Genomic DNA, 12,836 nt, shown 5'->3' on the forward strand with positions numbered 1-12,836 from the left:
GCATTTCTACCCTTCTCATTTGTTAAACCGCGCGTTACCCTGCTGTGATTCAACGCACCGATAGGCGGTGCGTTTCATCATTCAGGAGTGTTTATGGATATCGTTTCCGTTGCCTTAGCGCGTTATTCCACCAAAGCCTTTGACGCCAGCAAAAAACTGACCGCTGAGCAGGCTGCCAATCTGAAAACGCTGCTGCGCTATAGCCCGTCGAGCACCAACTCGCAGCCCTGGCACTTTATCGTCGCCAGCACCGACGAAGGTAAAGCGCGCGTTGCTAAATCAGCATCAGGCAACTACGTGTTCAACGAACGCAAAATACTGGATGCTTCTCACGTGGTGGTGTTCTGCGCTAAAACGGCAATCGACGATGCCTGGCTGGAAAAAGTGGTCGATCAGGAAGATGCCGATGGCCGTTTCGCCACCCCAGAAGCCAAAGCCGCTAACCATAAAGGCCGTACTTTCTTCGCTGACCTGCACCGTAAAGGCAGCCACGACGACGATCAGTGGGCCGCGCGTCAGGTGTATCTGAACGTGGGTAACTTCCTGCTGGGCGTAGCCGCAATGGGCCTTGACGCCGTGCCGATTGAAGGTTTCGATGCTGAGATTCTCGACGCTGAATTTGGCCTGAAAGAGAAAGGTTTCACCAGCCTGGTGGTGGTTCCTGTGGGCCATCACAGCGTGGAAGATTTCAACAAAGCGCTGCCAAAATCCCGCCTGCCGGAAGAAACGGTAATCACGGAAATCTAGCAGAAACATCATATCCGTTGATGATAAAAACGGTGCCGCAACATGGCGAACCCGACCGGTTAAAAGGTTCACCACGGCGGCACCTAAACGCATTATCCTAAAATCCCCGCCGCATATCCGCCGATACCCAACACAAAAATTGCCAAAATCATCAGCAGTGCGTTCACCTTTTTACGCAGTAACGAGGCGACAAACAGCGTCAGAATCAGCGGCAACACGCCGGGAAGCAGTTGGTCGAAGATATTTTGTAGCGTTGTAGTCACCACATTGCCGTCGGCATTGGTAATGGTCGATACCACAATGGGCACGTTAATCGTCGTCCATTTACACACCAGCGCGCCCATAACAAACAGCCCCAAAATCGACGCGCCTTCGGTCAGTTTTTGCAGGCGGTTGCCCCCCAACTCACTGAGGATTTCTCGCCCCTTCAGGTAGCCATAATTCAGGCCGTAGTATTTCAGCGAAAGGCGAATCAGGTTAAAGAGGACGAAGAACAGAATCGGCCCCAGCACGTTTCCGGTAAGGGCAATTGATGCCCCAAGCGCCGCCAGCACCGGGCGTACGGTTCCCCAGAAAATGGGGTCGCCAACGCCTGCAAATGGCCCCATCAGGCCAATTTTCACCCCACTAATGCCAGGGCCGGTAATCGCAGCACCCCGCGATTTTTCTTCTTCCATCGCCGCCGTGACGCCAAGAATAGGCGAGGCAACATACGGCTGAGTGTTAAACCACTCCAGATGACGTTTTAGCGCCTCGGCACGTTCAGGGCCAGGGCCATACAGACGTTTAATGGCGGGAATCATGATAAAGCAGATCCCCAGCGCCTGGGCGCGCTCAAAGTTAAACGATCCCAACAGGATGTTGGAACGCCAGAACATACTGCGCAGGTCGCCACGGGTCAGCGTTTTTTGGCTTTCTTCAGTTTGCATTTTTTTCACCTCAGGCATCGAGATCGTCTTCGTCGAGCGTCGCGGCTGGCCCTGACGGTGCGGCCGTTTTGCTCTGGTATTTCGGATGAATTTGCATCCACAACAGGGCAATCACTAACCCCATGCCGCCAAATCCGACGAGGTTAAAATTCGTGAACGCCGCCAGCAGGAAGCCGCCGAAAAAGAAAGGCATCAGGTATTTCACATTCATCATATTGATGACCATGGCATAACCGACCACCACCACAATCCCGCCGCCAATTTGCAAGCCACGCGTTACCACGTGCGGTATATTAGCCAGGATCGCCTGCACGCTCTCCACGCTCATCATCAGCACGGCAAGGGTTGGTAACGCTACGCGTAGCCCTTGCAGCAGCAGCGCGCTGACATGCATTAGCTCAATGCCTCGGGTACTGCCCTGCTCCGCATATTTGTCGGCTCGATGAATAAAAAAGACGGTAATGGTGCGAATAAAGATGGTCAGCACCTGCCCTGCGGCGGCTAAAGCTACCGCTATGGCGATCCCTTCCCCAACGCCTTGCCCGGTAGTAATCACCAGAATCGTGGCAATCACCGAGGCAATGGCGGTATCCGGTGCCATCGCCAGGCCAACGTTCATCCAGCCCAGCGCCATCATTTCCAGCGTACCGCCGAGAATCACGCCGGTGGTCATATCGCCTAATACCAGGCCCACCAATGAGCAGGCGATGAGCGGACGGTGAGTCTGTCCTTCATCCAACACGCTGCCCATTCCCGCAACGGCGGCAATCAGCACCAGCGCAATAATTTGCATTGTATCCATAACTCACCCCTCTATTTTTTCCATAAAGTTGACGGGCGTATCCGAAGGAAGCTGGCGTAATTCAAGCGCAACACCGCGAGTGTTCAGTTCACGAAAGGCAGAAATATCCTCCGCCGATGCACTGACCGACCGCGTAATCTGCTGCCTGCCGTCCTCAAATATCATGCCGCCGACGTTTACGCTGTCGATGTTGACTCCCCCCTCCACTAAACGCAGCACATCCCCTGGCCGAGCGAACAGTAAAATAGCCGTAACACCGCGATATTTATCGCTATGCCATGCGCGAATCATTTTATCGACCGTTACCACGCTGGCTTTCATTTCTGGCGGCGCAACGGAAATTAATAACCCTTTGCGCATTTCATCAGCGGCAACGCTATCGGAAACCACAATAATGCGCTCTGCCGGAAACGATTTAACCCAGCGAGTAACCACCTGGCCGTGAATAAAACGGTCGTCAATTCTTGCCAACACAATATCCATTTTAAAGTTCCTCTTCGGCTGCCAACGTTATATCGAGACTCAAACAACTGATGCCTTCGCAACCCGATTGTTTTGCTAGCAGCGCAAGCTGTGAAATGTCGCTGACTTCGTCCCTTTCCATTAATACATTCAATAGCATTGGTATATTGACGCCGCTCACCACATCACCGCTTGCGGTGCGCTGGCAATATAATGCTGCGGCGTTAAATGGGCTGCCGCCGAGAAAATCCACCAGCATCAACCCTGGTTTTTCGAGTGATAGCGCATTTATTTTATGGAGAATGGATTCCACGTTTTCGCCCGGTAAAAAATCCAGCGAGAATAATTTCTGCTGCTCGCCAATAATCATTTGTACGGTGTCGCACAATGCCGCACCGCTGCAACCATGGGTAATAACAATGACCGGAATACTCATATTGCCCCCATATGGGTTATTCAAGATTGGCATGAAATTGCCACAGGCTCGGCATATCGAGCTGCTTGTGGTCAATCATCATTAGGGCGATGGTATCGCCCAGTAGCAGTAGCGACTGTTCAAAAAGGCTGGTCATCGGTTGTTGAGAGGCGATAGCGTCAGGCAGCGACTGTTTGCCGGACACCGGCAGGCGAATAAACAGGTCACTGTATTCACGCATCGAACTGTCAGGATTCGCGCCAATATGAATCACTTTCGCTGAATACTGTTTCGCTTTTTTGGCAATCCCTAATGGGTAAAGCGTTTCACCACTGCCGGAACCAACAATTAAAAGGTCATTAGCGGTGATCGCAGGTTCCGTAATTTGCCCCACCACGACAGTATTAATGCCAAGATGTGCTAATCGTTTTGCCACCGATTGCAACGAAAGCAACACTCGCCCAACGCCGACAAAAAATACTTTATCGGCAGCATTAATAGCCGAAATAAGCTGCGCAATTTTTTCTTGATCGACGTTATCAAGCGTTTGGCTAACTTCATTGATAATCATGCGTTCTGCGGATAAATAATTCATTATTCTGCTCCCACCGCATGGAAAATAATATCAGTCAATGCCTGGCGGTTTTCCGCCAGCGTATATCCCTCGCGGAATAAACTGGTGCTGCCGAGCACAAGATCATTCGCCCCGGCATTAACCAATTGTGCAATGGTGGCAAAAGAGACTCGTCCATCAACCTGAATCGTGGGTTTATGTTCCAGTGGACTAATAAGCGCCGCCAGTTGCCGAACTTTATCGACGGCATAACTCACCTGCTGTTCATGCTTATTATCGGCATAACCTGGGTTAATCAGCATTAATAAGACATTATCCAACTGCGGTAACACGTATTCGAGAACCGACAACGGCGTAGCCGGATTAAGCGCCAGCCCAGCCTTGACGCCACGACTTTGAATCAGGCTGACTAATCGCTCTATATGGCGGCTGGATTCGCAGTGAAAAGAGATTTGCTGCACCCCAATATCGAGAATTTTCTGTACAAAAAACTCGTTATTTAACGCCATGATATGAACATCAAAATCTAACGTCGTCACTTCTCGCAGTCGTTTAACAGTATCTAGCCCCAGCGGCATGGCAGGGCTGAACGCGCCATCAATAATATCAATGTGCAGCGCATCAACCTGCGCAGACTCCAGCTCACGGACGGATGCCTTCAGATCGACCAGGTCCGCACACATTATCGAAGGTGAAAGCCGTACTTTTTGTTTCATGACTCATCTCTCCATGTTAAATTCGCAATTCAACGCAACCAATCACAAGATTTAATCGCAATATCATCGCAAACAAACGCAACATCAAGCGCGAAGATCGCAAAACAAACGGTCGATCACAATTTAAAAATTGCGATCCATTGTGAATATGACCGTGAAAACGTACAACCGCAGCCATTCGCAGATTGTCGTGGTAAGATGGCGGTACAGCGTTGGGTTTCATTGGGCTTTAACAGCAGAGTCAAAGGGATGAAATGGCAAGTTCATTAACCATCGAGCGACGAAATAAACTGGCACAGATCCTGATCGCAGAAGGCAGCGTGAAGGTCGGCAAGATTGCAGAAATGTTTGGGGTTTCGACAGAGACTATCCGCAAGGATCTGATTTACCTCGATAAGAAAGGCATTGCGACCAAAGGGCACGGCGGGGCTATCGCCTCTGGTAATATTCTGGCCATTGAGCAGCCTTTAGCACAAAAAAACACCGAGCATTTGCAGATTAAAGATCAGATTGCACAGCTCGCGATTCAGCTAATTCCTGAGCGTGGCGTAGTGATCCTTGATACCGGTAGCACCGTGCAGTGCATCGCGAAAGCGCTGACGGCGAAAAGCAAGCTGACTATTATTTCCAATGCTATCAACATTATCCAGCCACTCAGCGGCACAGATAACGATGTGTTTTTAGTGGGGGGAAAAGTGCGAGCCAACAGCCTGGCGTTGGTCGGCATGTGGGGGATTCATGCTTATCAGTCAATTAATGCGGATATCGTTTTTCTTGGCACTGATGGTTTGAAAAATCGCGGCGGCCCGTGCACGGCATCCTATGAGGAAGCCGAAGTGAAGGCCACGATGGTCAAAAGCGCGCGGCTTAAAGTTGTCGTAAGCGACAGCACAAAGTTCACCAGCTCCGGGCTTTTCCAGTTCTGCGACTGGTCGGAAATTGATTATTTTATTACCGATGCAGGGATCCCTGAAGACGAGTTGAGCCATCTGTCAAAACTGACCGAAGTGATTGTGCTGGATTAACCGTTTATCGGCGGTAACAAAACGAAGCCCCGGCGCTGACTCACGTCAGTGACCAGGGTGAGTGGAGGCAGCCAACCCCCAGGCAACTGAAGTACGACAGGTAAAGCCGTTTGCATAATATAGCTAAGCCAGCCATTATTAACGGCTGGCTATATAGGAGACGTTATGCAGGAACTGATATCGCAGATAGAAGAGATGGGCATTGAAATAAATCATACCAATTCACTAGTGATCATCTTTGGTATTATTTTTCTCACTGCCATCATTGTCCATCTGATTTTACATCGGCTGGTATTGCGCACTTTTGAAAAACGCGCACAGGCAAGCAGTCATTTATGGCTGCAAATTATCACGCAGAATAAACTGTTTCATCGGCTGGCGTTTACCCTCCAGGGGATTATCGTCAATGTGCAGGCGGTGCTGTGGCTGCAAAAAGGCAGTGATGCGGCGCAAATATTAACCACAGTGGCACAACTGTGGGTCATGCTGTATGCCCTGCTGTCGTTTTTCTCCCTGCTGGACGTTATTTTTAATCTGTCGCAGAAACTCTCTTTTTCCTCACACTTACCGTTAAAAGGGATATTCCAGGGCGTTAAATTGGTCAGTGCCATTCTGGTTGGCATTCTGATGATTTCGCTGCTGCTGGGGCAGTCGCCGGCCATTTTAATCAGCGGTCTTGGCGCAATGGCCGCCGTATTAATGTTGGTGTTTAAAGACCCGATTCTCGGCCTGGTGGCAGGGATTCAGCTTTCTGCCAACGATATGCTCAAGCTGGGCGACTGGCTGGAGATGCCGAAATATGGCGCAGACGGCGCGGTAACCGATATTGGGTTAACCACCGTTAAAGTCCGTAACTGGGATAATACCATCACCACCATTCCAACCTGGTCGCTGGTTTCCGACTCCTTTAAAAACTGGAGCGGAATGTCAGCCTCCGGTGGCCGACGGATTAAGCGCAGCATTAATATCGATACGACGAGCGTCCATTTTTTGGATGATCATGAGCAGCAGCGGTTAATTCAGGCGCGATTGCTGAAACCTTATATGGACTCCCGCTATCAGGAAATTAACCAGTGGAACCAGCAGCACGGCAGCGGAGAGTCGGTGCTTAACCAGCGGCGGATGACCAATGTGGGGACTTTCCGCGCATATCTTAATGAATATCTGCGTAATCATCCGCAGATTCGCAAAGATATGACATTAATGGTTCGCCAGCTTGCGCCGGATAATAACGGTCTGCCGATTGAGATATACGCCTTTACCAACACCGTGGTATGGGCAGAATATGAAAGTATTCAGGCCGATATTTTTGACCATATATTTGCGGTGGTTGATGAGTTTGGTTTGCGTATTCATCAGTCGCCAACCGGTAATGATATTCGCGCCCTTGCAGGCGCTATTCAGCCGCAATAATCAAGCACTGGCGCGTGAAATAAAGCGCCAGTCCAACATCACCCGCTCTGGCGGAACATCGGGATTATCGATTTTATTCAGCAGTAGTTGTACCGCTTTAGCGCCAATTTCTCGCGACGGTTGCTGTACGGTGGTGAGCTGCGGCGAAACCATTTCCGCCAGTTCCGTGCCATCAAAACCAACCACGGCGATATCCTGCGGCACGCGCAGCCCAGCCTGTTCAATGGCGCGCATCGCTCCCGCCGCCAGCGAGTCCGACACCGCAAACACCGCATCCGGTCGCGGGGTCATCGCCAGCAAATTTTTCATCGCCACTTTCCCCGCCGCCGCGCTCAGGTCACAGGCATACTCCACCGCCTGAAAACCCAAAGCCTGCTGTTGCAACACGGCTTTATAACCTTGCTCACGCAGCCGCGCATATTTGTAGCTTAGATCGTGGTTAATCAGCGCGATACGCTGCCGCCCCAGTGCAGACAGGTAACCCACCGCATGTTCAGCGGCGTCAATATCGTTGATTCCCACACAAGAAATCGCCCCGGCATCGGCATATTCGGCACACTGTACCCACGGCGCATCGCCAATAATGGTGGTCAGTTCCGGTAATGTGGTGAAAGCGTCCATGGTGATAATACCATCGACCATTTTGCCGGTGAGCAGGCGTAGACCCGATTTGGAACGCTCGATATCCGAGCCAGAGTGGCACAACAGGATCCGGTAGCCATTTTTCTCGGCGGCCTCTTCAATGCCCTTGACCACTTCGGCGCAAAACGGGTTGGCAATATTCGACACCATCACCAGTATCATGGAGCTACGCGCCGTTCGAAGCTGGCGAGCCAGCAAATTAGGCTGATAGTTGCTCTCTTTGATGGCTTTAAGCACCCGCTCGCGATTTTTCGCTTTTACCGTTTCGCTGTTATTCAACACCCGCGAGACAGTCGCCACTGAGACACCCGCCAACTGGGCGATTTTCTGAATTGACATAGCTACGCTATTCCCTGCAATTAACGCTTTGCGTGCAGGCTACCATAAACATCAGCGGGGAAAATAATAAAGGAGCCAAATGGGCTCCTTTATTGGTTTACGACTCGACGCGATTACGCTTTGCGGCGCAGCACTTTGAAGGCGGCGAACAGGAACAGCACCCACACTGGCAGCAAAATCGCCGACAGACGCATCCCGTCCATTGTGCACATCAGCACCAGAACCATCAGCAGGAACGCAATGCACAGATAGTTACTGGCCGGCGACAGCAGCGCTTTGAATTTCGGCTCACGCCCTTTGTGGCGCATCGCTTTGCGGAACTTGAGGTGCGCCATGCAGATCATCACCCAGTTCAGCAGCAGCGTTGCCACCACCAGCGCCATCAACAGGCCAAAGGCTTTTTGCGGCAGCAGGTAGTTCACCAGTACCACCAGCGAGGTGATGGCGCCGGAAAGTATCAGTGAATTAACCGGTACGCCGCGACGGCTGACTTTGGTCAGGAAGCGCGGCGCGTTACCCTGCACCGACAGGCCAAACAGCATACGGCTATTGGAATAAACGCCGCTGTTATAGACCGACAGCGAAGCCACCAGAATCACGAAGTTCAGCGCAGAAGCGACGACATTGCTATCCAGATTATGGAAGATCATCACAAATGGGCTGCTGTCTGACTTAATGCCCTGCCACGGATAGAGCGCCAGCAGAACAATCAGAGAACCGATGTAAAACAGCAGGATACGATAAACCACTTGGTTTACCGCTTTCGGGATTGAGGTTTCCGGGTTGCGCGCCTCGGCGGCGGTAATACCGATAAGTTCGAGGCCGCCGAAGGAGAACATGATAACCGCCAGCGACAGAATCAGCCCTTTCCAGCCGGTAGCCAGGAAGCCGTCGAAACGCCAGAGGTTGTCGATGCTGGCGTTTTCACCGCCGTGACCGGAGACTAGCATCCAGATGCCGAAGCCAATCATGCCGATAATCGCCAGGACTTTGATCAGCGCAAACCAGAATTCGGTTTCGCCATACAGGCGCACGTTGACCAGGTTGACGGCGTTAATCAGCACGAAGAAACCGGCAGCCCATACCCAGGTTGGGACATCTGGCAGCCAATACTGCATGTAGATCCCGGCGGCGGTCAGTTCCGCCATGCCGACCAGAACGAACATCACCCAGTAGTTCCAGCCGGAGAGGAAACCAGCGAATGGCCCCCAGTATTTATAGGCAAAGTGGGCAAAGGAGCCAGATACCGGCTCCTCGACCACCATTTCACCCAGTTGGCGCATGATCAGAAAGGCAATAACCCCAGCAATGGCGTAGCCCAAAACGACCGCCGGGCCTGCCATTTGAATGGCTGGGCCGATACCAAGAAACAGGCCAGTGCCGATAGCACCGCCGAGCGCGATTAATTGAATATGGCGGTTTTGTAACCCGCGATGAAGCGTCGGGATATTTTCCGACGAAGCATCCTGTGAATTCTGGCTGGATGCTGAGGACGCGTTGCTCACGTCTAACCCCTGTTGCTTTTTTATGAAGGGGCATCTTTTAACACTTAGCGCCGCTTGCCGCAAGGCTATCAGTACCCGTTATCCGTAGCGCAAAAGCCCCAAGCAGCACACGCTGTCGGGGCAATAGCCTTATTTTAACAAGGATTTAGAAGTCGTAGCTGACGGAGACTTTCAGCGTGCGCGGTTCCCCCTGGAACAGGTAAACACCGGAGTCATCAACGCCAGACCAAATCGTTTTGTTCCTGATTAAGGTGCATACGGTAGCGCATCCCTAAATCCAGAGTGGTGTAGCTGTCAATTTTCTTGGTGTTGGCAGAGTCTGCATATTGTGAACCGGTGTGGTTCACTTTCGCCGTCGCCGTCAGGCCGTCGATAGGTTTGATGTCATACTCCGCGCCCAACGTCATATAGAAGCGCGAAACGCCGATAGCCTCTTTGCCATCGTACACGCCGCCGTTGGTTTTGGTCATTTCCGGGTCAATCCACATCGTGCTGCCGTTCAGGCGCAGACCCAACGTCGGTTCACCGAAGACGTTAAGTTCTACGCCACGGTTGCGCTGCTCGCCGTCCAGGCCATAGTAGCCGTTGCTGTTCAGCACACCGGTGGGTTTCTTAATCTGGAATAACGCCAGCGAGCCGCCAACGCGCTGGTAGTCAATCTTCACGCCCACTTCATCCTGTTTAGAATGGGCGATCCCAATACTCTCACCGTAGTTTTTTGTATCCTTAGGCGCATTGCCGCCCGGCTGTAGCGCTTCGGTATGGTTGGCGTACAGCGCCAGCGTTTGCCACGGTTTATAGACCACGCCAAAAGTTGGCATCCAGCGGCTTTCGCTAAAGCTTGAAGTGGTGTTTTCCAGCCCGGTGGTGTTGCTGTAGTTACGGATCACAACCTTCTGGTTACGCGCCGCAGCGGTGAACAGCAGGCTGTCGTCAAAGAAGCCCAGCGTGTCGCTGAACAGCCAGCCCTGAGTGCGAGTGCGCGCGGTGGTGAGCGGGTCAAAATAGTCACCGCCAAACGAGGTGTTAGCGGGCTTGTTGACTTCGTGGTTATCATAAATATTGACCACGGGGTTGGTCTTGCTGTTCGACATGCGCCAGGCGGTTGCGTCACGGTGGATCTGCGCGGAATAACCGATATTGACGTTGTGAGACACTACGCCGGTATCAAAGTTACCGCGAATGCCGCCCATGCCGCTGAACGCGTCAATAATACGGTTAGTATCCAGACGCCCCACTTTAGCGTCACCGTTGATGTTGGTGAGCTTCGGTGCGCTGTAAGTGCCGATTTCATGCGCGTGCTGTGCGCCCAGCGCGGCGTAGGTTGTCCAGTTGTCGGTCAGGTCATACTCAGCCTTCGCCATGCCAAATTCGTTTTCAATATCGCTGTAGCCCCACTTCTGGCTGTAGCTTTTGGTGGAATCAGGTACGGCAGGCAACGCCGGAATAGATTTGATATCACCGATACCAATGCCCAACCGGCTACCGTGGAAGGTCTTTTTCTGATAACCGAAATCCAGCGAGGAGCGGAAGCGATCGCCACGGTAATCAAGGCCGATGGAGGCCATTGTGGTGCGGCGTTTGTCGTCATCGACACTCCCTTCCCCTTCGCGGTGCAGCAGGTTAACGCGCGCACCAAACTGGTTGTCATCGCCAAAGCGACGCCCAACGTCCAGCGAGCCACCAACCTGTGAGTCGCTGGTGTAATCCACGCCCACGCGGGTCGTCGGGATATCTTCGGCGCGTTTGGGTTCCAGGTTGATCATCCCGCCAACGCCGGAGCTGGCAGCACCGTTGACCAGCGCATTCGCACCTTTAAAAACTTCAATGCGTTCGAGCATTTGGGTGTCCATCACCTGACGCGGGACGACGCCAGAAAGACCGCCCATGGTCATGTCGTCCCCATCGAGTTTAAAGCCACGAATGCGGTAAGTTTCCGCGAAGTTCCCGTACCCCTGCACGGCCTGCACACCGGCATCGTTGCTGACAACATCGGCAATCGTTTTTGCCTGTTGGTCCTGCACCAGTTTAGAGGTGTAGCCGATAACGTTGAACGGAACGTCCATCGCGTTTTGCTCGCCGAGCATCCCCATCCGCCCACCGTGGGCAATCTGCCCATCCAGGTAAGCAGGCACGAGCTGTTCGCCACCGGGTTTAAAGTCGCTGCCGTCAACGCCCTGCACCACCATCGTTTCAGTTTGATTTTTTTTGGGGGCGGTATTGAGGGTCGTTGCCGCATAGGCGGCAGGCACGGCGGCGCTAATCGCCAGTGCCAGCACGGAGAGCTTCAGATTCATAACAGGAGTCCTTGGTCGCAAAATAAATTCACCGTCGGTGCAGCGGTTTAGCGCGATTCGCCACCCAGCATCCCCCTGTGAAATATCCTCACCGATGACTGAGCCTGCCGTACCATACCAATGAATAAAAAAGAGAGTGAGAACTATACTCATTATCTTTACGCAATCAAGCGTAAATCCATGACCGTGGCTCTAAAAGCCATTCTTTTTACATGGAATTATTGTCTGAGGGACGCCTGCCGTTGACCGGTATCTATATTGACGCTGTATCAGGGGCTACACAGGGGATTGCCGTGAATAACGGCGCCAGGGAAGTGAGTTCTGATGCCTCGCCGGGCTGGCGAGGCTCAGTGTTCAAGGGATTATTTCGGCGCGACGGCCACAAACATTTCGATATCCCAGTAGCCATCTACCATCCCGTTGTTATGGTAGATTTCGAAGCATGGTTTCTCCGTGAGCTGGTGCGTTTCATCCTGTAGTACGCTTTCAAAAAACTGATACCAGGGCGTTGAGAAGTCGTGATTTTCTACGCGCGCACGCGCCACGGCATACAGCCCGCCCGCCACCTCGGCCACCATCACCCCGCGACTATTTTCCGGCAGTGCAAAATCGTCAGCGACCGACACCACCGTATCGCAGCGCAGCTTTTCTGCGGGCACTTCGTCGGGGTTATCGTAATAAACCGCCAGCCACTCCCGCGCGGGAATTTGCTGGCCATCCACCCACTGGGCGAGTTGCTCAAAGCCCTGCTTTACCGTGTGCTCCCACGGCCCAACCATATGAAAACCGGCGATCTTACGTTGCTCAACCTGCTTGATTTCGTAGTTCATATTGCCCTCGTCACAACACTGTAATTACAGGAGGATTCCCTTAGTTATAGTGGCTGAGGTGATAATAAGAGGAGAAATAAGCTGACATCACGAATTTTTAGCCTTCAGCCAAAATAAAACCGCCCAGAATGTTAACTGGG

12 protein-coding genes and 1 pseudogene are annotated in these 12,836 nt (G+C 52.3%); 3 read left to right on the top strand and 10 right to left on the bottom strand.

The genetic code is table 11. The features are described 5' to 3' along the window. Positions 1–93: 93 nt before the first annotated feature. Complete coding sequence (gene nfsB / locus AC6I4B_RS16675) at positions 94–747, top strand: oxygen-insensitive NAD(P)H nitroreductase (protein WP_497766768.1); 654 nt, start codon at positions 94–96, stop codon at positions 745–747. A gap of 92 nt (positions 748–839) precedes the next feature. Here nfsB and manZ read toward each other — a convergent pair whose 3' ends face one another. From manZ to AC6I4B_RS16705, 6 genes are read right to left on the bottom strand one after another with little or no spacing between them, the layout of a single operon-like run. Beyond that, positions 840–1,676 carry a PTS mannose transporter subunit IID gene (gene manZ, locus AC6I4B_RS16680; RefSeq protein WP_497766770.1) on the bottom strand — a complete coding sequence of 279 codons (837 nt, stop codon included), beginning with the start codon at positions 1,674–1,676 and terminating at the stop codon, positions 840–842. A gap of 10 nt (positions 1,677–1,686) precedes the next feature. After that, on the bottom strand, positions 1,687–2,478 hold the full coding sequence (locus AC6I4B_RS16685) for a PTS mannose/fructose/sorbose transporter subunit IIC (protein ID WP_497766771.1): 792 nt from the start codon (positions 2,476–2,478) through the stop codon (positions 1,687–1,689). A 3-nt stretch (positions 2,479–2,481) separates the two neighbouring features. Continuing rightward, entirely contained in the window at positions 2,482–2,961 is a 480-nt protein-coding gene (locus tag AC6I4B_RS16690) for a PTS sugar transporter subunit IIB (protein WP_497766773.1), read from the bottom strand. Between the two features lies 1 nt (position 2,962). Further along, on the bottom strand, positions 2,963–3,376 hold the full coding sequence (locus AC6I4B_RS16695) for a mannose/fructose/sorbose PTS transporter subunit IIA (protein WP_497766774.1): 414 nt from the start codon (positions 3,374–3,376) through the stop codon (positions 2,963–2,965). 16 nt (positions 3,377–3,392) lie between these two features. Further along, positions 3,393–3,950 (bottom strand): 6-phospho-3-hexuloisomerase, encoded by a 558-nt coding sequence (hxlB, locus tag AC6I4B_RS16700; protein WP_497766776.1) that lies wholly within the window; start codon positions 3,948–3,950, stop codon positions 3,393–3,395. Next, positions 3,950–4,645: a ribulose-phosphate 3-epimerase gene (locus AC6I4B_RS16705; RefSeq protein WP_497766777.1), complete on the bottom strand. Its 696-nt coding sequence runs from the start codon at positions 4,643–4,645 to the stop codon at positions 3,950–3,952. Before AC6I4B_RS16705 ends, hxlB begins: the two co-directional genes overlap by 1 nt. Before the next feature lie 254 nt (positions 4,646–4,899). Here AC6I4B_RS16705 and AC6I4B_RS16710 point away from each other — a divergent pair, with 254 nt between their 5' ends. Together AC6I4B_RS16710 and AC6I4B_RS16715 are read left to right on the top strand one after the other, a co-directional pair. Further along, complete coding sequence (locus AC6I4B_RS16710; RefSeq protein ID WP_497766779.1) at positions 4,900–5,670, top strand: DeoR/GlpR family DNA-binding transcription regulator; 771 nt, start codon at positions 4,900–4,902, stop codon at positions 5,668–5,670. A 165-nt stretch (positions 5,671–5,835) separates the two neighbouring features. Beyond that, on the top strand, positions 5,836–7,083 hold the full coding sequence (locus AC6I4B_RS16715; RefSeq protein WP_497766780.1) for a mechanosensitive ion channel family protein: 1,248 nt from the start codon (positions 5,836–5,838) through the stop codon (positions 7,081–7,083). Here the strand turns inward: AC6I4B_RS16715 and AC6I4B_RS16720 are convergent, their stop codons facing one another. The 4 genes and pseudogenes from AC6I4B_RS16720 to sbmC form a co-directional block, all read right to left on the bottom strand. Continuing rightward, entirely contained in the window at positions 7,084–8,064 is a 981-nt protein-coding gene (locus AC6I4B_RS16720; protein ID WP_497766782.1) for a LacI family DNA-binding transcriptional regulator, read from the bottom strand. A 113-nt stretch (positions 8,065–8,177) separates the two neighbouring features. Next, positions 8,178–9,569, bottom strand: a complete 1,392-nt coding sequence (gene pheP, locus AC6I4B_RS16725; protein WP_497766783.1) for a phenylalanine transporter — start codon at positions 9,567–9,569, stop codon at positions 8,178–8,180. Positions 9,570–9,714: 145 nt separating this feature from the next. Continuing rightward, positions 9,715–11,866, bottom strand: a pseudogene (locus AC6I4B_RS16730) (TonB-dependent receptor). A 362-nt stretch (positions 11,867–12,228) separates the two neighbouring features. Next, a complete protein-coding gene (gene sbmC / locus AC6I4B_RS16735; RefSeq protein WP_497766785.1) occupies positions 12,229–12,696 on the bottom strand; it encodes a DNA gyrase inhibitor SbmC in 468 nt (155 codons plus the stop codon). Positions 12,697–12,836 lie beyond the last annotated feature (140 nt).

It is taken from the genome of Kluyvera fluvialis, from assembly GCF_059725275.1.

Coding starts and splice junctions, on each gene's coding strand:
- hxlB (WP_497766776.1), bottom strand. CDS start 3,950: ATGAATTATTTATCCGCAGAACGCATGATTATCAATGAAGTTAGCCAA.
- AC6I4B_RS16690 (WP_497766773.1), bottom strand. CDS start 2,961: ATGGATATTGTGTTGGCAAGAATTGACGACCGTTTTATTCACGGCCAG.
- AC6I4B_RS16715 (WP_497766780.1), top strand. CDS start 5,836: ATGCAGGAACTGATATCGCAGATAGAAGAGATGGGCATTGAAATAAAT.
- sbmC (WP_497766785.1), bottom strand. CDS start 12,696: ATGAACTACGAAATCAAGCAGGTTGAGCAACGTAAGATCGCCGGTTTT.
- AC6I4B_RS16705 (WP_497766777.1), bottom strand. CDS start 4,645: ATGAAACAAAAAGTACGGCTTTCACCTTCGATAATGTGTGCGGACCTG.
- AC6I4B_RS16695 (WP_497766774.1), bottom strand. CDS start 3,376: ATGAGTATTCCGGTCATTGTTATTACCCATGGTTGCAGCGGTGCGGCA.
- AC6I4B_RS16720 (WP_497766782.1), bottom strand. CDS start 8,064: ATGTCAATTCAGAAAATCGCCCAGTTGGCGGGTGTCTCAGTGGCGACT.
- manZ (WP_497766770.1), bottom strand. CDS start 1,676: ATGCAAACTGAAGAAAGCCAAAAAACGCTGACCCGTGGCGACCTGCGC.
- AC6I4B_RS16710 (WP_497766779.1), top strand. CDS start 4,900: ATGGCAAGTTCATTAACCATCGAGCGACGAAATAAACTGGCACAGATC.
- nfsB (WP_497766768.1), top strand. CDS start 94: ATGGATATCGTTTCCGTTGCCTTAGCGCGTTATTCCACCAAAGCCTTT.
- AC6I4B_RS16685 (WP_497766771.1), bottom strand. CDS start 2,478: ATGGATACAATGCAAATTATTGCGCTGGTGCTGATTGCCGCCGTTGCG.